Below are 24890 nucleotides of genomic sequence, written 5' to 3'. Positions count from 1 at the left end.
TATCTACGGTAGCGATGGCACCAGCGTCCAGCTCGATGCGCGGCCGGTGCCGGGTGATCGCGGCGTCCGCGGCGGCCGGGGCGCTCCTCACCCTGGCCGACGGCGACGCCAGGGCGGAGCCCGCTCAGCGGCAAGCCCCAGCGGCGGCGGCGCAGGCCCCCGCGGCGGCGGCGCAGGCCCCCGCGGCGGCGGCGCAGGCCGCTCAGGTCACGATGCCATCGCCCATCGGCCCCACCGACCCGCCCTACCCGCCCGGCGGCGCCGGCGAGGCGACCGTGGTGCTCCGCCTCACAGTGCACGCCGACGGGACGGTGGGCGCGGTCGAGGTGGAGGGCGAGGAGCCGTTCGCGAGCGCAGCGGCGCGCGCGGCGGCGTCGTGGCGGTTCGAGCCCGCCCGCCGCGACGGGCGGCCCATCGGCGCGCGCATCCTGTTCCGCGTGACGTTCCGCGACCCCCGCCACGCCGCGCCCGCCGCGCCTCCGCCGGCGCCCGCCGGGCCTGCGCCGCCCCCGGAGAGCGCCGCGCCGGCGCCACCCCCGCCGCCGGCCCCGCCGAAGCCCATCGACGTCGTGGTGGTGGGCGAGCGCGCGGCGCCGATGACGACCTCGATGACGCGCGAGGAGGTGCGCCAGATGCCCGGCGCGTTCGGCGACCCGTTCCGCGCGGTCGAGGCGATGCCCGGCGTGACGCCCATCGCCTCCGGCGTGCCGTACTTCTTCGTGCGCGGCGCGCCGCCGGGCAACGTCGGCTACTTCGTCGACGGCGTGCGCGTCCCGCTGCTCTACCACGTGGCGCTCGGCCCCAGCGTGATCCACCCGGCGCTCGTCGAGCGGGTCGCTCTCTACCCAGGCGGCTTCCCGGCGCGCTTCGGGCGCTACACCGGCGGCGTCATCGCCGGCGAGACGAGGGAGCCGTCGCGCCTGTTCCACGGCGAGGCCAACGTCCGGCTGTTCGACGCGGGCGCCATGGTCGAGGCGCCCTGGGCCGACGGCCGCGGCACCGCGCTCGTCGGCGGCCGGTACGCGTACCCGGGCGCGCTCCTCTCGCTCTTCTCGCCCGGCGTGGAGCTCGGGTACTGGGACTACCAGGCGCGCGCCACCTACGATTTCTCGCCGTACGACAGGGTCGGGCTCTTCGCCTTCGGGTCGCACGACTACCTCGCCCAGATCGAGGACGACGGGGAGACCGACGTGGTGCTCGCCGGCGACATCCACCGGCTCGACCTGCGCTACGACAGGTTCTTCGGCCGGGGCGGCCGTCTCCGCCGCGCCGTCACGCTCGGGTACGAGCAGAGCTCGAACCAGGACGGGGAGCGGGCCGGGAGCACACGCCTCCTCGGCACGCGCGTGGAGCTGTCGGCGCCCGTCTCGGAGCAGCTGACCGTGCGCGCCGGCGCCGACGCGCAGCTGGAGCGGTTCGACATCGACATCCGCGAGAACGACGGGGACTTTCCGAGCCGGAACGACCGGGCGCTCGCTCGCCTGTTCACGAGCCGGGAGGACCTCGCCGCCGGGCTCTGGGCCGATGTCGTCGTGCGCCCCGCGCCCGAGCTCGAGGTCGTGCCGGGCGTGCGCGGCGACTTCTTCTCGTCGGGCGGCGAGACCGCGTGGACGGTGGATCCGCGGCTCGCGACGCGGCTGCAGGCGACGCGGAACGTCGCCCTGCTGAGCGCCTTCGGCATGACCCACCAGCCGCCGAGCTTCCTCGGCGCCGTGCCCGGCCTCCAGATCGGCGGCCTGCGCGGCGGCGTGCAGACAGGGCTGCTCGCGAGCGCCGGCGTCGAGCTCCGGCTCCCCGAGGGGATCAAGGCGACGATCTCCGCGTTCCGGAGCGGCTTCTTCGACCTCAGCGACGCCCTCGGCAACCGGCTGCCCGGCACCGACATCGGCCTCGCGCAGCGGGCGGAGCTGCGCGGCACCGGCAGCACCCATGGACTGGAGATCCACGCGCATCGCAGCCTGTCGAAGCGGGTCGGAGGGTTCGTGTCCTACACCCTCTCGCGCTCGGTCCGCCACGTCGGCCGCGAGACCTTCGACTCGGCCTTCGACCGCCGCCACGTGCTCAACGCCGCCGCCGCGGTCGACCTGGGCCGCGGCTGGAAGCTCGGCGGCAGGACGGTGTTCTACAGCGGCATTCCGATGACCCTCGATTACGACCTCTGGGGGAACGACGGCCTGAACGGGCAGCGACCCGATAACGATGACGAGGACCGCCCCGACACCGAGGAAGACATCCGGCGTCGCGAGCAGCTGCGCGAGCAGATCGCCCGGTACGTACGAGGGCTGAGCCTGCCGGAGCGGCTTCCGGCGTTCTTCCGGCTGGACCTGCGGCTCGAGAAGCGATGGGTGCTCAGGGAGGGACGGACCCTCTCGCTCACGGTCGAGGTGCTCAACGCGACGGCCGGCAAAGAGACGCTGCAATACGAGTGCTCGCTCCTGCGCGGCTGCGAGCCGGAGGAGCTCGGGCCCATCGTCATCCCGAGCCTCGGCGGCGAAGCGAGCTTCTGAGCGGCATTGACCTTGCCTCGGTGGAGGTGGAGGTGGAGGTGGAGGTGGAGGCGGCGGACGCGGTGGACCCGGCGCGCGCGGCGCTCGCCGGGGGACCTGAAGAAGCACCCGCGCCGTGGTCGAGGATCCGCGTCATCGCCGGCTCTGGCGAGCTCATCCGCGGGCGACGAATGCAGCATGGCTGCGAAAATCTCATGCCGATGCATGCCCCGGGACGGCGCGTAGACGGCGCCTCCTGGCCATGACGGACAGCGAGGATCCGTGAAGCATGGCAATAAAATTATTGCCAGCACAGCCATCGAAACGAGGACACTGGCTCCGGCATCTGCACGGAACCACGCATCCGCGTCCTCCAGCGGCGCAAATCATTGCGGCATAACGCAACGATTCGTGCAGTGTCCACGCCGCACGACGGGATGCGCGGTTCAGGCGGCTCACACGGAGAACGCAACCAGGACCAAGAGCCTTGATAAATACCGTTAAACAGCGGCACGAGCGGCGTTCGTGCGCTATCTTGGTTGTTCAGACGCTTTCTGGTCCAGTGTTTGCGAGCATTGCGAGGTGGTGCTGGAGCTGAGAGACCACGAGATATCGCACCGCGATAGACGTTGCCTCACCTCCAAACACCCACCGCAACCATGAGGGTCAACTGATGAATTTGTATTCCCGCACACTCGGCACGGTTCTCTTCTCGGCGACGCTCGCGGCCACCTCTCTGCCTGCGAGCCAGGCCGAGGCGTCGTCGTCGAGCCACCATACAAAGGTCGAGCGTCTGGTGTTCCCGGTGACCCTCTCCGACGGCAACACGTACGAGGTGGTCGGCTACCTCTACTATCGCGGCCACACCAAGTATCGCCCCCTTCAGGTGCTCGTCCACGGGCTCACCTACACGCACGCGTACTGGGACATCCCGTCGATGGGCGGACGCGACTATTCCTACGCCCAGCACATGGCCAAGGAGGGATACGCCGTCCTGGCGCTCGACCTGCTCGGGGCCGGGGAGAGCAGCCGCCCGGACGGCGACTTCCTCGACCTGGCCCAGACGGCCGAGAGCGTGCACCAGGTCATCACCGAAATGCGCACCAGCGGTGGGGTCTTCAAGACGCCTTTCAGGCGCATCGCGCTGGTCGGCCACTCGAACGGCGCCATCATCAGCACGCTCGTTCAGAGCATCTACAACGACGCGGACGTCCTCGTCAACACGGGCTTTGCCTTCACGCCGCACCCCATCCCGGTCTCCCCGGAGGCGATCTCGGCGCTGCTGCAGACGCCCTATATCGCGATCCCGCCGGAGATACGCACCGACATCTTCTACGACGCGGCGAACGCGGACCCCGCGCTGATCGACTTCGACAATGCCACCATCGCCGACACCTACACGCGCGGGCAGTTCCTGGGCCTCCTCGCCGTCTCCGGGGACCCCTCGCTCTCCGGCATCCAGGGCGTGACGAGCCCGGTGCTCATCCAGTTCGGCGAGACGGACGAGCTGCAGCCGGCGTCCTATGTGGACTCCGACGCGGCGCTCTACACCGGCGCCCGGCGCGTCACGACCGCGATCGTCCCTCGCACGGGCCATATCCTGAATGGCCATCGCGGCACGCCGGTCGGCTGGCAGCAGATCGACTGCTGGATTCACCGCAACATGGGCTGGTAGCGATCGAGAGGAGGCTCCAGCCGGTCGCGCGCTGCCGGCGCTGCGCGGCGCGTCACCCCCTCCTCCCCCTTCCCGCGTCACCCCCTTCCCCCTTCCTGCGAGGCGCTGCCAGGAGCGGCTCGGCGCTCGCGAGGTGCACCGCCACCTGCGGCGCCTGGCCGGCTTGGCGGCCGCTGCCCGGGCTCTATGCTGCCCTCATGCGCGAACGGCTCGCCAAGACGCTCGGGGAGGTCTTCTGGACCGATCTCCGCGCCCACGCGGCCCGCGATGGGATCATCCTCGTCGCGGCCGACCTCGACCTCCTGGACGTCGGCGAGGCCGTCGCCTCGAACGACGCCGCCGCGGTCCAGGCCTGGATCGCGGCCGGCAAGCTGACCAAGCCGACGGCCGAAGATCTCACGCGCTGGCCGCTCCAGCGCGATCTGCGCTTCGTGTCCCTCGTGGTCGCGCCGTTCGTGCTTGTGCGCCGGCCGGCCCCGCCGCTGCCCTCCTGAGGCGGGCGACGCGGGCCCCCGTCGGGGCGACCGCGCGACCCGCGTCGAGGGGCCTTGTTGCGGCATCCTCGTCCCACGCGCGAGCCCACGTGCCCTCCGGCGCTCGGACGCAGCGGCCCGAGGCGCGCCGCTGTCGCGCCGTGGTATCCTCGCCCGCATGCGCCGGTTCGAGTTCGTGCAGGGGACGAGCGCCAAGTTCTGGATGGCCGACGTGGACGACAGGACGTTCGTCGTCGTCTACGGCCGGCTGGGCACCGCCGGGCAACGCAAGGAGAAGGCGTTCCCCACCGCGGAGGCCGCGGCGCGCGAATGCGAGAAGAAGATCGCGGAGAAGCTCCGGGAGGGGTACCAGGAAGTCGGCGCGCCCGCCGCCGCCGCGCCCGCGCCGAGCGCCGCCCCGCCGCCGGCGAAGATCGAGCTGCCGCCGCGCGTGCGCCCCGGCGACGCCACCGAGGCGCAGCGGAAGGCCGCCGTCCACGCGCTCTCCGCGCTCGCGGCCGCGCGCGGCCGGCGGAGCTGGGCCCTCGGGCGCGCCGTCCGCCGCGCCCGCCGCGCGCTCGAGCCGCTCGGCGGGCTCGATCCCGCGACCGACGCGGCGCTGTCGGCCGCGCTGGACGCGCTCATGGCCCGCGTCGTCGCGCCGAGCGCGGCCGATCGGCTGCCGCTCGTGCGCGCGATCGAGCTGCTCTCGGAGCTCGACGCCGCCGCGTTCGCGCGCGCGGTGCGCGACACCTGGAAGGCCCCGCCCGCGGCCTCGCCGGCCGCCGGCGCGCTCGCGCTCCTGAAGCGGCAGCTCGAGGAGCTCGGCGACCCGGAGCTCGGCCTCCGGCTCGGCGCGCTGCTCGTCGATCGGCCGCACCACGGCTCGATGAGCGCCGAGGCCGGGTGGGCGCTGCGATGGAAAGCGCTCTCGCCCTGCCTCGCCGCGCACCTCGCCCGCAGCGGGCGGTCGCTCGAGGAGCACCTCGCGGGCCTCGACGCAGGCAGCGACCCGCACGTCGCGCAGCGGATCGCCCGGATGCGCGCGGCGTGAGCTGCGCGCGCGTCGGGCTCGCCGCCCGCGCCCCGTGAGCGCCGCCTCGATCCGAGGCGCGCAGCGCGCGGCGCAGACGTAGGCGGATACGCTACACCGAGGGTCGCCGCACCGAGGCGGCGGCGCATCCGTCATCGCCGGATCGACTCGTCCTTGACCTGATCCACAGGGATCGCGATTCTCTCAGCCCATCCCGCAGCGCGAGGGCGACTTGGCGAGCTCACCGAACCCGATCGACATCGCGAACGTCAAGCAGCTCGCCGCGAGCGGCTCGCCCGCCCTGGCCGAGATCCTCGAGGACTACCTCGATCAGCCGGATCCCACGCCGGAGGCGCCGCCCCGCGAGGGCGCGCTCACCTTCGCGGCGTTCCTGCGGCTGCTCTCGATCGCGCAGGGCATGGGCACCCCCGCGCAGCGGCGCGAGCAGGCGACCGACGCGTGGAAGCGCTTCCTCGCGCAGGTCGACGCCGCGCCGCCGCCGCGGCTCGAGCTCGCCGACCTGCTCGTCCGCATCTACGAGGAAGGCACCGACGCCGGGCGCAGCGCGCTGTGCGACGCCGCCAGGAGCGCGCCGCTGGTCTTCGGCGCGTGGGGCGGGCTCAAGCGCATCTACAAGCTGGCCGAGGCGCGCCTCGACGCGGAGCTCTTCGGCGCGCTCGCCTACCGCTTCGACGCCGAGCTCTCGCGCGGCGGGCGGCGCGAGGTCTCGCGCGGGACGCTGATCTACATGCGCCGCCGCGCGTGGCGCTTCCTGCGCGAGCTCGGCCGGAGCATGCCGCAGCTCTACCCGCAGTTCGCGGTCGAGGTCCTCCGCCACTACCCGCCGGACACGACGTTCCGCGGCCTCTGGGTCGCGAACCACATCTGGGCGCACGGCACGGGCAAGTACGACGGGCGCTCGTTCCACGGCGGCGTCCCGCCGAGCGACATGGTGAAGCACCGCGCCTTCGGCGAGGCGTGGAAGCGATCGCCCGATCCGCTGATGCTCCTCCTCTCCACGTGCCAGGCCGATCCTCCGGCCAGGTTCGCGATCCAGGGGCTCAGGAAGGACTTCGCCGAGGCGCTGCGGAGCGTCACGCCCGCGTGGCTCGCGCGCCTCGCGACCCGGCCGCTCGCGAGCGCGCACGACTTCCTCATCGAGACGCTGCTCGGCTCGCCGGAGCTCCACCAGAGCAAGCTGCGGAGCCTCGGGCTGCACGACGCCGCGCTCGCGCTGCTCGACTCCCCGAGCGCGAAGGCGCGCGTGTTCGCGATCGAGTACGCCCGCGCGCACGCGACGGACCTCGACCCGGAGCGCCTCGACGCGCTGCTCGCCTCCGAGCACAAGGACACGCGCGCGTTCGCGGCGTCGGCGCTGCAGGGCAGGAGCCCGCGCGCGCTCGGCCACGCGCTCCTCGGGCGGCTGCTCGAGCGCAGCGAGACCGAGGCCTGGGCCGCCAAGGCGCTGAGCGAGAGCTTCGACCGCGCGGAGCTGCCCGAGCCCTTCCTCGTCGACATGATCTACGGCGAGGGCGCGCAGAAGCGGTGGGCCGCCGCCTACTTCAAGGCGAAGTACAGGCCCGGCGAGCTCGGGGCGGCCTTCTGGATCCGCGTGCTCGACGACCCGCGACACGAGGACGACGACCGCGCGACGGCGATGGCGCTCGACGCGCTCGGCAAGCACCCGGTCGCGACGATCGGGACGCCGTGGCTGCTCGGCGCGCTCACGCGCAAGCGCATCGGGCCCACCGTCGCGACCTGGCTCCAGAAGGCCGACGCCCTGCCCGACCTGACCGCCGAGGGCGTGGAGCGCCTGAAGGGCCTCGTCTTCAGCGCCGAGACGCGCGGGGTCGCGCTGGAGGTGCTCGGCAACCCGAAGATCGTGACCCCGCGGCAGCTCACCCTGCCCTGGCTGCTCGCGCTCGCGCGGCGCGCGGATCCCACGCTGAACGGCTTCGCGCGCCGGTACCTCCTCGCGCACATGAAGCCGCAGGACTTCGACGCGGGGCACGACCCGAGCGGCCGCGGCGACCGCGAGGCGGGCACCGCGAGGCTGTTCGCGCTCGCGCTCGGCGAGAAGGAGCCCGAGCCGATGCGCGCGTTCGCCCAGACCTACCTGCGCTGCCACCACCCGGCGCTCGGGCCCGAGCAGGGCGAGGCCAAGGAGCTCGACCTGAAGCCGGCGCTGAAGCGCGCGGCGTTCACCGCCGAGCGGATCTGGCCCGCGCTCTTCGACAAGCGGGACGACGTCCGGCGCTTCGCCGCGCTGATCACGCGCGCGGAGCTGCGGGCGTGGGGCTACCAGACCCGCGTCTACGAGCTCGCCCACAGCGACGCGAAGGAGGTGCGCAACGTCGCCTTCGACGCGCTCCGCAAGGCCGGCGATCCGTCGGCCGATCCGGCGATGACGCTCACGATCGAGGAGCTCGATCCGGCGCAGGTCTTCGCGCTCACCGAGAGCCTGAAGAAGAGCGCGCGCGAGCTCGGCCTGTCGCTCATCCTCAAGCACTACGCGCGCATCGGGGGCCCGGAGCGCCTCGGCTGGCTGATGCAGAGCGCCGACCGCGAGGTGCGCCTCTTCGCCGTGCGGATGCTCTGGGAGAAGCACCGGCCGCGCGATCTGCCGCCGGGCTGGCAGCCGCGCGGCGCGCGCGGGGAGGCGCGGCCGGCGGCGGAGGCGCCCGAGGACGCAGGGCGGTTCGCGGACGTCGAGGCGCTCCGGACCTTCCTGCGGTACGTGCTCGCCGGCATCCCGGCCGGCAGGTCGCCGGAGCCGGGCGACGACGCGGGCCCGCGGAGGCGCCTCTCCGCGAGCGAGGCCAAGCGGCACGTGATCGAGATCGTGCGGGATCTCGCGGTCGAGGACGCGGCGTTCGCGGCGCTCGTCGCCCCGGTCATCGCCGAGTTCACCGGGTCGATCGCGAAGGGCGAGTGGCAGGCCTGCCTGGCCGCGCTCATGCGGCTCCGGCGCGCGCACCCGGGGCTCGCGATCGAGGGCCTCGCCCCGCCGGGCGCCGGACAGGAGCGCACATGAGCCACGCGATCGGTCACTACGAGAAGGTCCGCGCGCTCGCCGTCGGCCCGCGGCTCCTCGCGGTCGGCGGGGTGCGCGCGCCGGCGCCGGGCGGGGCGCGCGGTACGCCGACTGCGCCGTCGCCCGCCGGCGCGAGCCAGGTGACGCTGTTCGATCACGCCGCGAACAAGCCGGTGCGCTCGATCCAGGTGCCGGCGCACGTGCTCTGCCTCGCGTTCGCGGGCGACCTGCTCGCCGCGGCGTGCTCCGACGGCGCGCTGCGCCTCGTCGCGGGCGGCGCCACGGAGGCGCAGGCGCTCGACGCGCACCCGGGCGGCGCCACGGCGGTCGCGGCGGCGCCGGGCGGCGCGCGCCTCGCGACCGTCGGCGCCGACGGCGCGCTGCGCATCTGGCGCGTCGGCGCGGGCGCCGGGTCCGCTGCCCCGGCGGCCGAGATCGCGTCGTTCGCGCTCTCGACGGCGCCGCTCCGCGCCGTCGCGTTCGACCCTGCCGGCGAGAGGGTCGCGGCCGCGGGCGACGACGGCGTCGTCCGCGTGATCACGCTGTCGACCGGCGCACGCCGCGACATGCCCGGCCACGACGGGCCGGTCGCGGCGCTCGCGTTCACGCCGCGCGACGGGCGGCTCGCGTCGGGCGGCGACGACGGCACCGTGCGGCTCTGGTACCTCATCGGCGACGTCGAGTGCGAGGTGCGCGGCGCGGACGGGAGCGGGCACGCGGGCGGCGTTCGCGCGCTGCTGTGCCTGCCCACCCCGCCGCCGCAGGAGGACGGCAAGGAGGCCGGCGACCGCCTGCTGTCCGCGGGCGCGGACGGCGCGATCCGCATCCTCCGGCTCGAGGACCGGCGCAAGCCGCGCACGCTGGAGACGAGCGCGCTGCCGCTCCATGCGCTCGCGTTCGCGCCGCCCGCCGAGAGCGCCTCCGCGCGCAAAGGGTCGCGCGCAGCCGCGGGCCGCGGCGCAACGGACGCGAAGGACGCGAAGGACGGGCTCGGCGCCCTCTTCGCCGCCGGAGACGGGCGCACCGTGTGGCGCTTCCCGATCGACCCGGCAGGCGCGCCCGCGGACGGCGCCACCGAGCTCGCGCACGGCTTCGATGTCCTCGCCCAGGCGCTCTCCGGGGCGCGGCCGGCCCGCGAGGCCGCCGTCAAGACGCTCGCGGCGCTCGACGAGCCCGAGGCGCTCGAGGCCGCGGCGCGCGCGCTCCGGTCGGACCGCGACGCCGAGGTGCGCGCGCTCGCCGCCCGCGAGCTCGGGGCGCACGGGCGCCGCGGCGCGCGCGCGAAGCTCCGCGAGGCGCTCGACGACGAGCACGCGACCGTCCGCCTGTCCGCGCTGGAGGCGCTCCGCGCGATCGACCGCGACGCGCCGCTCACCCCGCTCCGGGCAGGGCTCGAGGCCCGCGCCGCGGACGTCCAGCGCCGGGCGCTCGTCGAGCTCGGGAAGCTCCACGGCAGCTCGCCGCTCATCCCGGGCCTCATCGCCGACAAGCTCGCCGGCCGCGACGCGTCGGTGCGGCTCACGGCGCTCGATCAGCTCCAGAAGCTCCACCCGGACGGCCCGGAGCCGCTGCGCGCCGCGTTCGAGCGCGGCCCGGCCGACCTCCGGGTCGAGGCGCTCATCCGCGCCGCGCTCGCCGGGTGGCTCTCGGCGCCGTCGTTCGCGCCGATCGCGGCGCGCGCGCTCGACGACGAGGACGCCGAGGTGCGCCGCATCGCGTTCGCGGCGAAGGTGATCGAGCGGCGGGCGCTCGCCCACGCGCTCGAGGCGCGCGACGAGGACCTCGGCCGCGCCGCGCTCGACATCGCGCGGCGCGCGGCCGAGGTGCTGCGGCGCGCCCGCGAGGGCGGCGAGGAGCAGCCGGCGCACGACGCGAAGGCCAAGGCGAAGGCGCCCGACGAGGCGCTCCTCCAGGCCGCGCGCGCCCGGATCCCCGGCGTGGGGAGCCCGGGCGCCGAGCCCGCCGAGGCCGACCTCGAGCCGCTGCTCACCGCGATGGCGTGCCGCACGCCGGACACGGCGGTGCGGGGCGCGCGCGGGCTCGCGCAGCTCGGCGACACGCGCGCCCTCGGCGCGCTGCTGCAGCTCACGCGCGAGCAGGACCCGTCGCTGCGCCAGAAGGCGGCGACCGCGCTCGCCGAGCTCCGGGACACCCGCGCCGAGAAGCGGCTCATCTGGATGCTCGACGACGCGGACGGGGCGGTGCGCGCCGCCGCGCTCGAGGCCTACGCGCGGCTCGAGCCGTCGACCCCGCTCGCCGTGGCCGAGGCGTCGCTCCGCTCATCGCAGGAGGACATCCGCGTCCGCGGGCTCGACCGGCTGGTCGCGCTCGCCGGCGAGGGCAAGGGACCGAGGCCCCCCGAGGCCGAGGCGCTGCTCGCCGACGCGATCGAGGACGAGTCGCCCAAGGTCCGCCGCGAGGCGTTCCGGACGCTCTGGTCGTGGCACGCCTCGGATCCGCAGAAGGCGCTCGACCGCGCCCAGCTCGCGCGCTTCCCCGACCTGCGCCTGCGCGCCGTCGAGGAGCTCAAGGCGCACGGCGAGCAGCCGTGGGCGCTGGAGCGGCTGCACGCGGCGATCGGCGATCGCGACGACGGCGTGGCCCAGGCCGCGTACGAGGCGGTCGTCAAGCTGCGCGGCAAGGACGCCGTGGAGCCGCACCTCGCCGCGATGGCGTCGAGCCACCCGTCGGTCCGGGAGAGCGGCGCGCGCGGGGCCGCGCGCGCGCCGGCGGGCGACGCCGCGCGCAGCGCCCTGAGCCGCCTGCTCGAGGACGACCACCCGGGGCCGCGCACCGCCGCGATCGAGGCGATCGACAAGCTCCTGCCCGGCGAGGCGGGGCCGCTCCACATCGGCCTCCAGTCGAGCTACCTCGACCTCCGGGTGCGCGCGGCCGAGCTCTGCGCCGCGCGGCGCGACGAGCAGCTCATCAATCCAATGCGGGCGCTCCTCGCCGACAAATCCCTCTTCAAGGAGCTCCCGATCCAGCTCCTCGGCCCGCTCCGCGCCCGCGCCGCGAGCGCGCTCGCGACGCTCGGCTCGCCGCGGCTCGTCAAGTACTTCGCCACCGAGCTGCTCAAGGACGACTACCCCGACGTGCGCGAGCAGGCGGCGCGCGGGCTCGCGATGGCCGCCCGCCGCGGCGAGGAGGGCTACCTGCTCGACGCCATGGGCCACGCCGACGTCGCCGTGCGGTCGTGGGCCGCCGACGGGCTCGCGCGGCTCGGCGACGTGCGGGCGCTGCCGGTGCTCACGGGCACGCTGCGCCACGAGCACCCGCCCATCCGCGTCGCGACGATCATGTCGTTCGCGGCGCTCGGGCCCGAGGGCTACGGGGGCATGCTGCAGGGCCTCGAGGACAGCTCGCGCGAGGTCCAGGAGATCGTCTTCGCGATCGTGCTCGCGCGCGATCTCCGGGCCTTCCGCCGCGGCGATCCGCCGGATCTCCTGACGAGCGCGCTCTCGTCGCAGCGCTCCGACGTGCGCTTCGCCGCGGCGCGCGCGCTGGAGCTCCGCACCGATCCGGAGGCGTACCTCGCCCACCTCATCGAGGCGCTGATGCCCCCGCGCCCCGACGCCGCGGCGCAGCCGGACCGGGATCGCGACGGCGCGGGCGAGGGCGACAAGCCCGCCGGCATGAAGGAGTGGCCGCCCGAGGTCGCGCGCGGCCGCGTCCTCGTCGGGCTCGCCGAGGCGCTCGCCGGCGACAACCCCGAGCAGCGGTACGCCGCCGCGCAGGTGCTCCGCATCCGCCGCAAGCCGGTCGAGTACTTCCGCGAGGCGAAGCGGGTGGCCGCGCTGCGCCCCGCGGGCGCGCCCGTCGTGGCGGACACGACCCCGCGCGCCGCGGAGGAGACCGACACGAAGCCGGCGAAGGGGTGGCTCCGCCGCCTCTTCGCGCAGCCCGGGCAGAAGCAGGGCGCCAAGCCGGGCGCCGACGCGGTCCCGGAGAGCGAGCAGCGGCGGCTGCGCTGGCTCGCGTTCGGCGCGTACATGGGCCTCCTCAGGCAGGTCTCGCCGGGCGACGACGAGGCGCACCGGACCCGACGCGACGCCATCGACCGCATCGTCGACGTCTGCGCCAGGGGGCACGTCAGCAGCACGGCGGCGATCCCGCCGCTCGTCCGGGCGCTCGACGACCCGCACCACCTCGTCCGAAGGGCGGCCTTCGCGGGGCTCAAGGCGCTCTTCCCGGAGGGGGCGAGCGAGCCGCTCGCGCTCGGGCTCGCGTCGGCGTCGGCCGACGTCGCGCGGACCGCGCTCGACGAGATCGCGGCGCGCGGCGACGGCGCCCGCCCCGAGATCGTGCGCGCGCTGAGCTCGCCGCTGCCCGACGTGCGCCGCTACGCCTTCGAGCTCCTCGAGCGGCTCTGCCCGAAGGGCAGCCTCGATCCGCTGCTCGCGGCGCTCGGCAGCGAGCACGCCGACCTGCGCCTCGGCGTGCTCGAGCGCCTGGCGTCGTCGAGCGATCCGCGCATCGTGCCGGCCCTGTGCCGCGCGATGGAGAGCGATCACGACGACCTCCGCCTGCGCGCGGCGGAGCTCCTCGCCCGCCGCCGCGACGATCGCGCCGTCGACGTGCTCGCGGCGTTCCTGCGCGAGGGCGCGGCCCCGCCGTCGGCGCCGACGACCGCCCGCGCCCGCGAGGCGCTCGTCGCGCTCGCGAGCGGCGCCGCGGTGCGGGCGCTCGCGGCGCGCATGGACGAGGCCGCCGCGCCGGCGGACCGCATCGCCCTGGCGCGCGCCCTCGGGAGCACGCGGAACCCGGAGGCCACGGGCCCCCTCGCGGCGCGCTTCGACGACGAGGCCGCCGAGGTCCGGAGCGCCGCGTTCAAGGCGTGCCTCGAGATCGTCGACCGGGGGCGCGAGCGCGAGAAGCGCGACACGGCGCGCGCTGTCGCATTCCTGGCCGCCGCCGCGCGCGCGAAGGACCCGGCGCTCCGCCTCGCCGCGGCGCGCGAGCTCGATCTCGGCGACGATCCCGCGCAGAACGACCTGCTCGTCCCGCTCTTCTCGGACCGCGACCTCGCCACGCGCGTCGCGGCCGTCACGTCGTACGCGAAGCGCGTGAAGGGCGATCGACAGGAGCGCTCGCCCTCGGGGCCGCTCGAGGCGGTGCTGCGCGCCGGCGCGCGCGAGCTCGTGCTGCCGGCCGCGGAGGGCGTGGCGGCGAGGGGCCTCGCGTCGGCGCTCCTGCCGCTCCTGCTCGTCGTGCGCGCCGGCGAGCCCGGGGAGCGGGAGCGGGCCTTGCTCGCGCTCGGCACGCTCGGCGACGCCCGCGCGCTGGACGAGCTCGAGGCGGTGGCCGCCGGCGGCACCAAGGACGCGCCGGTCGAAATCACCATGCAGGCCGCCGCCACCGAGGCGCTCGGCCGCATCGCCCCGAAGCTCGAGAGCACCGAGCTCCGCCGGCGCGCCTCGGAGCGCGTCGAGCAGGCGCTCCACGCGGACGCCATCGACCTCCGCGAGTCGGCGGCGAGGGGCGCGCGCTGGATCGGCGGCGAGCGCTCCCGCGTGCTGCTGGAGGAGCTCGTGCGCGCCGGCGACACGCCGGATCGGCTCCGCCTCGTCGCGGTGAGCGAGCTCGGCGAGCTCGGCGATCGCGCGGCCGAGCCCGCCCTCGCGCGCGCGCTCGACGCGCGGAGCGCCGAGGTCCGCAAGGGCGCGCGCAAGGCGCTGGAGAAGCTCTTCCCGGGCGAGCGGACGCGCGTCGAGCTCCTCGCCGTCGCGAGCGAGCATGACGACATCGCGAGCCCGGCGGCGAGCTACCTCGCCGCGGAGGCCGACCCGGCCGAGCTCCTGCCGCGGCTCGCGGCGCTCAAGGATGAGGAGCTCCGGCAGCGCCTCGCCATGGGCCTGCTCCGCCGCGGGTCGCTGCCGGCCGCCGCGCTCCTGCGCATGCTCGAGGACGACCGCGCCCCGGCGCGGCAGGAGGCCGCGCGGCTCATCGCCGCCGGCACCGTGGACGGCGATCGCGGGGCGCTCGCCGGGGCGGTCGCCGCCGCGGCGCAGCGCACGGCGGAGCGCTGGTCGGCGGCGCACGGCGACGCGCGCGACGCCGAGGCCGCGGCGTGGCGCGAGCTCCTCTGGGCCGCGGCGCGCGCCGGCGCGACCGCGATGGCGCCCGCCCTGCGCGCCGTCCTCTCGGACGGCGGCGCCCCGGGCGACGTCCGCCGCGAGGCCGCGCGCGCCCTCGGCGCCCTCGATCTTGCCGCGGGCGGCGCGCGGCCCGCGGGCGCCGTCGAGGCGCTCACGGCCGCCCTCGTGGACATGGACGCCGGCGTCCGCGCCTCGGCGGCGGCCGCGCTCGCCGCGCTCGCGCCGGACGGCTCGGCCGCGCGCGCCGCGGCGGTGCGGCCGTTCGACCCCACAGCCTTCGGCCCGACGGCGCGCGCCGCCTCGCCCGAGGCGCTCTCGGCGCTCGCCGCGAGCGAGCCGGGCAGGCGCCTCGCGCTGCCGGCGATGCTCGCCCGCGGCGAGCTCGCCCCGCTGCTCTCGCTCGCGCAGGGCGAAGGCGGCGACGCCGCGGCGCGCCTCGACGCGATCGCGGCGCTCGGCCGCGCCGGCGGCGAGCGCGCGCTCGAGGCGCTGGCCGCCCTCGCGTTCGACAAGTCCAGGTCCACGGCGGCCGACGTCGCCGTCCGCAAGGCCGCGTACCGGGCGTACCGCCGCGCGAAGCGCCGCGCGGCGAACGAGCGCGCGAGGCGGGCGACCCTCCCGCGCGCGCCCGCCGAGCCCGGGCCCCCCGACGGAGTCAACGCATGACCGCAGCCCTCGCACGTCCGATCCACCTCCGGTACGCCGCGCCGAGCGAGCTCGCCGCCGCCCCGCTCCACTCGAGCGTGCGCCTCTCCCTCGACAGCGCCCGCGGCCCGGTCGGCGTGCGCGGCACGCTCCGCGACGCCGCGCTCTTCCGCGACGCGATGGCCACGCTGGCAGCGCTCCAGGAGAGCGACCTCCGGTACAAGGGCCGGGACCGCACCGCGTACCTCGCCTACCTGATGAAGCAGGGCAAGAAGGCGACGGCGGCGATCTGGGAGGCGCAGAAGGCGTTCCTGGAGGGCGCCCTGGGCGACGCCGGCGCGAGCCAGGGCGACGGCTCAGGGCGACGGCTCCTCCGCGCAGCGGAAGGTCTCCGGCGCGCTCGATCCGGTGCTCACCGTGCACCCGGACGAGGTCTCGATCGAGGTCTTCTCGCGCGACGAGAGCGCCTACGCCCGGCTCGCCTTCTCCAGCGATCTCTTCGAGGGCCGCGAGGCGGCCCACGGCACCGCCTTCGTCGATCTCTCGCCGCGCATCGTCGAGCAGATCGATCGCCTGCGCGTCTACACGAAGGTGGAGCTCGACGCCGGCGCGTCCCGCGCCGCGCGCGACGCCACGCGCGACTCCACGCCGTTCGAGCGCTCGCTCGAGGTCCCGGCCACGTGGCTGCGCGGCTTCCTGCAGGTGCAGTCGGCGGCGACGCTCCCCGCGGTGTCCTGCGAGCTCGCCCCGATCGATCTCTACAACGCCCTCTTCGTGCTCCGCACCCGCAAGGCGAAGAAGCCGCCTCGCGGCCTGCGCTTCGAGCTCGTCCCCGGCAAGCCGCCGCGCCTCCTCCTGGAGCCCTGGGAGATCCTCCTCGAGGCCCACGGCCCCCCGTACGAGGGCCCGCCGCGCGTCGTCCGGACCTTCGGCCGGCAGCGGCTGCTCGCGCTCTCGCGCCTCCTGCCGCACGTGCGCAGCGCCCGCGCCGAGCTCCGGGGCCCCGGGCTGCCCGTCTTCTGGGTGCTCGATCTGGGCCGCGCCACGCTGACCGTCGCGCTCACGGGCTGGAGCGACAGCAGCTGGGCCAGCGCCGCCTCGTTCGACGCCCTCATGCCCTCGGACGAGCAGCGCGGCGGCGGAGCGCGCGCCGCGCTCGACGCGCTCGCGGGGAGCCAGCTCGCCCTGCTCCGCGAGCGCGGGCCGCTCCCGCTCGCGGCGCTCGCGGCCGGCGCCGGCGCCGGGGACGCCCGCGCGGCGCTCCAGCTCGAGTGCCTGCGCGGCCGGGTGCTCTACGACGTCGCGCGCCGCGTCTACCGCCCGCGCGAGCTCTTCGCCGAGCCGGTCGACGAGCGCGAGATCCGCTACAGCTCGCCCCGCGAGGCCGCGGCCCACCGCCTGCTCGGCGCGCCCGGCGCGGTGCGGCCGACCAAGGTGCACGAGATCGCCGGCGAGGGGACCGAGATCCACGGCGAGGTCGCGGACCGGGAGGCGCACCGCGACTTCTCCCCCCGGTTCACGATGGACCTCGAAGGCCGCGTATCGGACGCGTGGTGCAGCTGCCCCGCGTTCCGCCGGAGCGGCCTCCGGGAGGGCCCGTGCGAGCACATGATCGCGCTCCGCGTCGCCTACGCCCGCGAGCGCGCCGAGCGGGACGCCCAGCGCCAGACGGCCGAGGGGAGGTCGCTCATCCGCGCCGAGACGCGCACCTACGTGCGCCGCGAGGCCTCGGGCGCCGAGGTGGTTTACCGTGTCTCGCTGGACGACCGTGTCGTCCACCTCGCGTGGGGCGCGCGCGCCGAGGCGCCTCGCCACCAGCGCATTTGGTTTGACACGGACGGCGAAGCGCGCGACGCGTATTTCAAGCGCCTGGATGCGTTAACATCGTCCGGGTTCGTCGACGCCGACGCGTCGTCTGCGTGAAGAGGGGGAAGGAGGTCAAGAGTCAGATACTCGTCGTGTTGCCAGGAGAGGTTCTGAACGCACCAGCCTCCGCGCCTCGAGCGCAGGAGCGGCGTCGCGCCGCTCTGGAGGAACCGCCAGTCACTCTCCGCAAGGTAGCCTGTTCTTGGTTCTCTTCGGCTAGACCAGCGCTACGGCGCCGGGAGAGCTGAGACAACCTCGAAACCGCCGTTTCTCCCGGCGCCGTAGCGCTGGTCTAGCCGGAGAACCGGTGAGGCTACCGTGCCCCATGAGCAGAAGGTGATGCGCTCGGGGCCTCTCTTGGCGACATGAACCCGCGATCGGCGAAGAGCGATCCTGCCGCGCGCGGGGACTTACCGCCGGCCGCTTCCATCGTGATTCACAGGCACGCTTTCATCGAGACATGACCGCGAAGATCGACGCGAACGTCCAAGCCCGAGCCCCCGTCGTTCTCCCCCTCGCGACGCCGCCCGCCGCCGGCGCGTCGGCCCGCGCCGGCAGCGGCGGCGTCGAGGAGCGCCGGCTCGCCCACGAGGAGCGCGTCGCCCGCTGGAAGGCGATCGCCGAGGCGGGCGGGATCGACGCGTGGGTGAGCGCGGAGCTGACCGCCCGCGGCGCCGTGGCGACCGGCGATCCCAAGGCGATGTCGGACCGGGAGCGCGCCCAGTGGAAGGAGCGCAAGAAGGCCGAGGCCAGGGAGCGCCGCTCGCTGCGCCGCCTCGCGTGGGAGGCGTACCTCGCCACGCACATCAACCACCTCGGCGCGGGCGTGCACTTCCGGGATCGCGCCGGGCCGGACAGCTTCGATGTCCCGGGCCTGAGCGAGCGCGCGCGGTCGCGCGGCCTCCCCGACCTGCCGGGCGCGGGCGAGCTCGCGACTGCGCTCGGGCTGACGATCCCGCGGCTCCGCTGGCTCGCGTACCATCGTGAGGTCGACACGGGCACGCATTACAGGCGCTGGCACATCCCGAAGCGCGACGGCAGCGCGCGCACCATCTCGTCTCCGAAGCGGGATCTCATGCGCGCGCAGCGCTGGGCGCTCCGCAACCTGTTCGAGAAGCTCCCGGTCCACGCCGCCGCGCACGGCTTCCTGGCGAACCGCTCCATCGTCACGAACGCCACCGCGCACGCCGGCGCCGACACGATCGTCAAGGTGGATATCAAGGACTTCTTCCCGACGATCACGTGGCGTCGCGTGCGCGGTCTGCTCCGCAAGGCGGGCATGGCCGAGGGTCCGGCGACGCTCGTCGCGCTCCTCTCCACGGAGGCGCCGCGTGAGGTCGTGCAGTTCCGCGGGCAGACGCTCCACGTGGCCACCGGCCCGCGCGTGCTCCCGCAGGGCGCGCCCACCTCCCCCGCGATCACCAACGCCATCTGCCTGCGCCTCGATCGGCGCGTCTCCGGCCTCGCGCGCAAGCTGGGGCTTCGCTACACGCGGTACGCGGACGATCTCACGCTCTCCTTCCGCGCGCCCGATGCGCCCGGCCTCGCCGGCGCCGCGCGGCCGCGCGCGCCGGTCGGCGCGCTGCTCCGGGGGCTCCGGGAGATCCTGAGCTCGGAGGGCTTCCGGCTGCACCCGAGCAAGACCGTGGTGATGCGCAAGGGCAGCCGGCAGAAGGTGACGGGCCTCGTCGTCAACGGCGCGGGCGAGGCGGTCCCTGCGGCGCGCGTCCCGCGCGAGCGGGTGCGCGCGCTGCGCGCGGCGATCCGCAACCGGGAGCTCGGGAGGCCCGGAAAGGGGGAGACGCTCGCGCAGCTCAAGGGGCTCGCGGCGTTCGTGTACATGACGGATCCGGTCAGGGGGCGCGCGTTCCTCGGGCGCATCGAGGCGCTCGAGCGGAGTCAGCCGGCTCCGTCCGGGGGAGCGGGCTAGGTAGCCTTCGTGGTCGCTGGAGAGGCCTCTCGACGAGCTGCCCGGCCCGAGGCGCCCACGCGGGATCAGCGGTGGACTTGAACGACGGTGTGCCGAGCTCCGCAGCGGATCCTCGCTATCGACCGACGTATCCAGTCCATGCACTGATGGCATGAGCCACGCCTGGCGCCTCGTCGTCCAGGCTCGTCGGTGGTTGGGTGCTCACGATAGGCCCCGCAACCAGCCCCCTGCCGTAAAGCTGCTCCCTCCGTGAGCGCTGCCCTCGTACCAGCTCCGGGCCGGCTTGACGGACATGCTCGATATCGGCGCCCACGTCCATAACCTCAGCTCGTTCGGCGTCGATCTCAAGGTGAACCCGGTCCGCGGCATCTTCGACCTCGCGGTCAACTTCGGCGCGCTGCCGAGCTACAAGGATCTCCAAGAGCCGATCTAACGCGCTGAGCCGACCTCGCGGGCTCAGCTCCCGCTCGAGAAGAGGCGGATCGCGTCCTTCGGGGTGCGCGTCGTGACGAGGCTCGAGAGATCGATGCCCAGCGAGGTCATCGTCTGCGCGGCCGCGGGCTGGATCCCCGTGATCGCGGCGCGCGCGCCGAGCAGGCTTATCGCGCGGACGATGCTGACCAGCCGGTCGGCGGTGCGCGTGTCCATCGCCTCGAGCGCCGAGAGATCGAGCACGACGCTGCGTACTTGCCGCGTCGCGATGCGTTCGAGCAGGCGCTCGGTGAGCATGGCCGTGCGCTCTTCGTCCATGGCGCCGATGAGCGGCACGCCGACGATGCCGTCGGCGACCTCCAGGATGGGCGCGGAGAGCGCCAGGATCTGCCGGTGCTGCGCCTGGATGACGGCGATCCTCCGATCGAGCTCGGCGGCGAGCGCCGACTTCTCATCCGCCTCGCGCCGGGCCGCCGCGGCCATCGTCTGGAGCTCGCGGGCCGAGCTCTGGAGCGCTTCCTGGGCGCGCTGGCGCTCGGTGACATCCACGCTGAAGCAGGCGACCTGCACCTCGCCGCTCCTGCGGACGATCGGCTTCTTGACGGTCTCGTACCAGTGCACCTCGCCGCTCGGCCGCGTCTCCTTCTCCTCGATGACCGCCGGCTGCCGCGTGTCGATGACCTGCCGGTCGACGCTCGCGAACCCTGCGGCCTCATCCGCGCTCGAGGTGAGCTCGTGCTGGGACGCGTGGACGACCTGCTCCGGGGTCATCCCGTAACAGCGCGCGAGGGCGTTGTTCGCCATGACATAGCGGCTGCGCCGGTCCTTGATGAACAGGAGGTTGGGCGCGAGGTCGATGAAGCTGCGCAGGAGCTCCACCTCCTCGGCGAGCTCCTCCTCGCGGCGGCGCTGCGCCGCGCCGTCTTGCGCGCGGGCGTGGACGAAGATGAGCGGCTCTCCCCCGGATCTCGCGCAGCGCAGGAACGTCCAGCGCTGCGGGCTCGCGCCGTCGCCCGCCGCCGCGTCGATCTCGATCCGGCTCTGCGCCCCGTCGAGCACCGCGCGCGCGGCCTCCTCGGCCTGCGGCGCGAGGACCGCCGCCTCCCCGAATGCGCTTCGCCACGCCCCGTTGGCCTCTCGCAGCCGCAGGGTCGCGTCGAGCACGGCGAGCGGCTCAGGAAAAGCATCCAAGTCTGCGCGCATGCACACCTCCCTCGCGGCCGCGTGCGACGCAGCAGGCGCACGTGCCGAGTGCCGCGACCCAAGACAATGCCTGTGCTGCTTGCCGTTGTCTACGGCGCCCGACGGTGCGACGCCTCAAGCACTGGCACCGTCCTGGGCGCTGCAGCTCCCTCAACGTGAGAGACAGGCGGAATCGATCTTGCCTCGAATAGGGGGAGAGACGCTGGAGAGGTATCGCAGGTTGCTTCTACTCCGCTGTATTTCCCCGGTGGGCGGAGCAGTACCAGCGCGGATACGCGGTGGACGAACAAGCAGGCAAACCCGGCTTGTATTCATGACGGAAACCGACCGTTCCCACTGCGTCGCGTCTCAGAGCGTGGGCGCCGGGACGACGCAACCTATGAGCTTGTTCACCCGCTCCGGCGACACGGTGCGTTCTTCGTGGTTCTCGTGATTCGGGGCTTCGGCTGCGGCATGGGCGCGCAGCCAACCGCAGGACCCGAGTCGAATGGCCGGTCGCAATCGCGAACGGGCCGCGTCCACTCCACAGCCTGCGGGGCCGAGACTAGGAGGCGCGCCGGGTGTTGCCGGGAGATCTCGAGCGGGGGCGCAGGCCGCTGTTCGCCGCCCGCTTCGGCTCCGGCGCGTCCGTCCGCGGGAGGAGATCCCCCCCTCCCCACGCCATCACCGCGTCGAGGAAGGCGCGGAGCTGCGGCGGCATGAGCTCCCGCTCCGCGTAGACCACCGCGATGTGCGAGTCCGCCTGGATCGCGCCTGGCAGCACGTGCACGAGGGCGCCGCTCTCGAGGTGCGGGCGCACGACCAGCTGCGGCAAGAGCGCGATGCCGAGGCCCTGGAGCGCGGCGTCGCAGAGCAGGTAGATGTCGTTCGTGAAGAGCGCGCCCTCGACGTGGAACTTACCGCCGGAGGACGGCCAGTGCGTCTGCGGCAGCTCCCCCCGGGCGAAGCCCATGATGCAGCGGTGGCTCCGCAGATCACGGCGCGTGCGCGGCGTGCCGCGGGCCTCGAGGTACGCGGGCGAGGCGACCGCGAGGAGCGGGAGGCGCGCCAGCTTCCGGGCGACGAGGCCAGGCTCGAGCGCGGAGCTCGCGCGGAGCGCGACGTCGTAGCCGCCGCGCTGGAGGTCGACGTACTGGGTCGTGCTGTGGACGTGGAGGCGGACCTCGGGGTACCGCCGCGCAAAATCGCAGATCATCGCGCTGAAGCTCGCGCCCATCATCGGCGGCACCGAGACGCGCAGCTCGCCGCGCACGGCGTCGTCGGCCTTGCGCACGCTCGCCTCGGCGTGGTGGACGGCGTCGAGCACGATACGGGCGTGGCGGTAGAGCGCCTCGCCCGCGTCGGTGAGGGCGAGGCTGCGCGTCGTCCGGCGGAGCAAGCGCACCCCGAGCCGCTCCTCCAGCCGCGCGAGGCGGCGGCTGATGGTGGCGCGAGGGACGCCGAGCTCGGCGGCGGCGCGGGACAGGGATCGGGCCTCCACGGTCTTCGAGAAGGCGAGGAGCTCGGAGCTCTCGAGGGGGTCGTCCATTTGGATCAAATCCTGGCAGGTTCTTCCAACTGTTGATGCATTGTTACAGGCGCGTCCATGCCTCAGGATGCTCGCTCATGAACGACAAGGCACGCACCATCGGTTACTGGATCGCGACGGGTCTCCTCGGCTTGGCCTTCGCCGCAGGCGGGCTCGGCGATCTCGCTGGCTCCCCCCAGGTCGTCGCGGTCATGGCGCACCTCGGCTACCCGGCCTACTTCGCCACCATCCTCGGCGTATGGAAGGTGCTCGGCGCCATCGCCCTTTTCGCCCCGCGCTTCCCGCGCCTCAAGGAGTGGGCGTACGCCGGCATCTTCTTCGATCTCACCGGCGCCGCCGCCTCCCACGCCGCCGTGGGCGACGCCGCCGGCCAGGTGATAACGCCCCTCGTCCTCGTCGCCATCGCCGCCGCCTCCTGGGCGCTGCGCCCCGAGAGCCGCAGGCTCGCGAGCGCCCCGAAGCCCGAGGCCGAGGCCGAGGCCGAGGCGCGCGTCGGCAAGCCCGCGCTCGCGACCTGACGCGGGACCTCACGGAACGACTCGCCCCAACTCGGCCACGTACCACGGAGCAAGCCTTATGAGCGACCAACTCCTCCAGCAGATCTTCCTCGAAGCCCGCACCCACAACGGCTGGCTCGCCGAGCCCATCGACGACGCGACCCTGCATCGCCTCTACGAGGCCCTGCGCCTCGGACCGACCGCGGCCAACAGCGTGCCGGCGCGGATCGTCTTCGTGAAGAGCCCTGATGCCAAGGAGCGCCTGCGCCCCTGCCTCGCGCCGGGCAACGTCGAGAAGACCATGAGCGCGCCCGTCACCGCAATCATCGCCTACGACACGCGCTTTCACGAGAAGATGCCGAAGCTCTTCCCGGCGCGCCCGACGATGGGCGAGGCCCTCGCCGGGATGCCGCCGGAGCAGCGCGACTTCTTCCTCCTGCAGAACGCCTCGCTCCAGTCCGGCTACCTGATCCTCGCGGCCCGCGCGCTCGGGATCGACTGCGGGCCGATGGCCGGATTCGACCGGGAGAAGGTCGACGCCGCATTCTTCGCCGACGTGCCGTGGAAATCGATCCTCCTCATCAACCTGGGCCACGGCGATCCGGCGAGGCTCTACCCGCGCAATCCCCGCCTCGATTTCGAAGAGGCCTGCCGTATCGCGTAGCCGCGGCGCTCGTCGCCCCTGCGGCGTTCGTCGCCGCCAGGCTCCTCGTCCTCGCTGTGGCTTGAATCAGAGCGGCTACTTGAAGATCGAGAGGGGCACGGCGTTCGCCATCGCCTCGTAGCCGGCGTCATTGGGGTGCAGGTGATCGCCGCTGTCGAACGAGGCGAGGATCTTCGCGGGCTGCTCCGGGTCACGCACGGCGGCCTCGAAATCGATGACCTCGTCGTAGGAGGTGTTGCCACGGATCCACGCGTTGACCTCCTGGCGTATGGCCTCCCCCTCGGGCGTATAGTAGGGCGGGAACGCTTCCTCGAACGGCAGGAGCGTGCCGACGAACGCCTTGACCCCCCTCGCTCTCGCCTTGTCGGCGAGCGACTTGAGCCCGTCAATCATCTGGGCGGCGGTCACCTTCTCGGCGGGCCCCGAAAACCACGGCATCCCGATGTCGTTGATCCCGATCAAGACAATGGCATGCGTCACGCCCGGCGTCCCCAGCACGTCGCGCTCGAAGCGCGACACGGCGCTCGGACCGATGTTGTCCCGGAGCAGCCTGTTCCCGCCGAGGCCTTGGTTGACGACCGCGACCCTCCGCGTCTCCGGATCCGCCTGGAGCCGCGCGAAGAGCCGATCCGAGTAGCGCTTGTCGGCGTCGATCGTCGATGCCGAGCCGTCCGTGATCGAGTCGCCGAACGCAACGACGACCTTCTGGGGCTCCGTGGACTCGACGTCGACGCCCGCGAGCCAATACGTGGACGTTATGTTGGTCGGTGACGTCAAGGTCTCGCTCGCCGCCTGGTTTCCCGTGGCGACCGCGTGCGTCGTGAAGGAGAACGGGTGCCACGTCGCAGGCTCCGACGTCGCCGCGCTGTGAATGCTCACGATGAGGCGGTCTCCCGGGCTCACCGCGAGATCCACGCCGTCGCTCACCGCCTCGCTGGCCGGCGGGATCGACGCGCTCGGCTGGCCGGAGAACTGGACCCGCCGGTCGGTGCCCGGCGCCGAGACGAAGGGCGAGGCCTCTTTCGCCACGCGGACCTCGGCGAGCTCCAGAGGCTGGGTCCCGAAGAGGTTCGAGAGCCGCAGCCGGACCCGATCGCCGGAGGCGGTGACGGCGAGCCTCTGGCGCAAGGTCTCGTCGCTGAAGCTACGCGGCGGCATGTCGGGGAACGGCGAATCCGCCCCCTGCATCGTCGTCCCCCACGCGGCGGTCCAGCTCGCGACGGGCACCTCGTCGTCCCCGCCGCAGCCGGCGGCGGCGAGGGCCAACACAAACGCTCCCAGGGTCGCCGGGCGGGTAAATTTCGAACCGATCATCACGCACCTCCT

14 protein-coding genes are annotated in these 24890 nt (G+C 74.2%); 11 read left to right on the top strand and 3 right to left on the bottom strand.

The window, feature by feature from the left end; all coding sequences use genetic code 11:
* Positions 1 to 14: 14 nt before the first annotated feature.
* From WMF36_RS10045 to WMF36_RS10005, 9 genes are all read left to right on the top strand, one after another.
* A complete protein-coding gene (locus WMF36_RS10045) occupies positions 15 to 2507 on the top strand; it encodes a TonB-dependent receptor plug domain-containing protein (protein WP_437579385.1) in 2493 nt (830 codons plus the stop codon).
* Positions 2508 to 3159: 652 nt separating this feature from the next.
* Entirely contained in the window at positions 3160 to 4161 is a 1002-nt protein-coding gene (locus WMF36_RS10040) for an alpha/beta hydrolase (RefSeq protein WP_437579384.1), read from the top strand.
* 197 nt (positions 4162 to 4358) lie between these two features.
* Positions 4359 to 4655 carry a DUF2288 family protein gene (locus WMF36_RS10035; RefSeq protein WP_437488992.1) on the top strand — a complete coding sequence of 99 codons (297 nt, stop codon included), beginning with the start codon at positions 4359 to 4361 and terminating at the stop codon, positions 4653 to 4655.
* A 157-nt stretch (positions 4656 to 4812) separates the two neighbouring features.
* Positions 4813 to 5688 carry a WGR domain-containing protein gene (locus WMF36_RS10030; RefSeq protein WP_437579383.1) on the top strand — a complete coding sequence of 292 codons (876 nt, stop codon included), beginning with the start codon at positions 4813 to 4815 and terminating at the stop codon, positions 5686 to 5688.
* Between the two features lie 211 nt (positions 5689 to 5899).
* Complete coding sequence (locus tag WMF36_RS10025; protein WP_437579382.1) at positions 5900 to 8701, top strand: hypothetical protein; 2802 nt, start codon at positions 5900 to 5902, stop codon at positions 8699 to 8701.
* Entirely contained in the window at positions 8698 to 15465 is a 6768-nt protein-coding gene (locus WMF36_RS10020; protein WP_437579381.1) for a HEAT repeat domain-containing protein, read from the top strand. The genes WMF36_RS10025 and WMF36_RS10020 overlap by 4 nt, the downstream gene beginning before the upstream one ends.
* 387 nt (positions 15466 to 15852) lie before the next feature.
* Positions 15853 to 17367 (top strand): SWIM zinc finger family protein, encoded by a 1515-nt coding sequence (locus WMF36_RS10015; RefSeq protein ID WP_437579380.1) that lies wholly within the window; start codon positions 15853 to 15855, stop codon positions 17365 to 17367.
* A gap of 403 nt (positions 17368 to 17770) precedes the next feature.
* The gene (locus WMF36_RS10010; RefSeq protein ID WP_437579379.1) at positions 17771 to 19240 is read left to right on the top strand and encodes a reverse transcriptase family protein; all 1470 of its coding nucleotides are present in this window, start codon (positions 17771 to 17773) and stop codon (positions 19238 to 19240) included.
* A 283-nt stretch (positions 19241 to 19523) separates the two neighbouring features.
* Positions 19524 to 19673, top strand: a complete 150-nt coding sequence (locus WMF36_RS10005) for a hypothetical protein (RefSeq protein WP_437579378.1) — start codon at positions 19524 to 19526, stop codon at positions 19671 to 19673.
* 23 nt (positions 19674 to 19696) lie between these two features.
* On the opposite strand, the gene WMF36_RS10000 is transcribed toward WMF36_RS10005, so the two are convergent.
* The gene (locus tag WMF36_RS10000) at positions 19697 to 20875 is read right to left on the bottom strand and encodes a PAS domain-containing protein (protein WP_437579377.1); all 1179 of its coding nucleotides are present in this window, start codon (positions 20873 to 20875) and stop codon (positions 19697 to 19699) included.
* Between the two features lie 544 nt (positions 20876 to 21419).
* Entirely contained in the window at positions 21420 to 22403 is a 984-nt protein-coding gene (locus tag WMF36_RS09995) for a LysR family transcriptional regulator (protein ID WP_437579376.1), read from the bottom strand.
* Between the two features lie 77 nt (positions 22404 to 22480).
* Between WMF36_RS09995 and WMF36_RS09990 the strand changes: the two genes are divergently transcribed.
* Entirely contained in the window at positions 22481 to 22921 is a 441-nt protein-coding gene (locus tag WMF36_RS09990) for a DoxX family protein (RefSeq protein WP_437579375.1), read from the top strand.
* A 58-nt stretch (positions 22922 to 22979) separates the two neighbouring features.
* The gene (locus WMF36_RS09985; RefSeq protein WP_437579374.1) at positions 22980 to 23564 is read left to right on the top strand and encodes a malonic semialdehyde reductase; all 585 of its coding nucleotides are present in this window, start codon (positions 22980 to 22982) and stop codon (positions 23562 to 23564) included.
* Between the two features lie 75 nt (positions 23565 to 23639).
* Here the strand turns inward: WMF36_RS09985 and WMF36_RS09980 are convergent, their stop codons facing one another.
* Positions 23640 to 24878, bottom strand: coding sequence for an SGNH/GDSL hydrolase family protein (locus tag WMF36_RS09980; RefSeq protein ID WP_437579373.1), 1239 nt, complete (start codon positions 24876 to 24878; stop codon positions 23640 to 23642).
* Positions 24879 to 24890 lie beyond the last annotated feature (12 nt).

Source organism: Sorangium sp. So ce887 (genome assembly GCF_051521455.1).
Lineage (GTDB): Bacteria > Myxococcota_A > Polyangia > Polyangiales > Polyangiaceae > Sorangium.
This window is presented reverse-complemented; position numbering and strand designations above follow the sequence as displayed.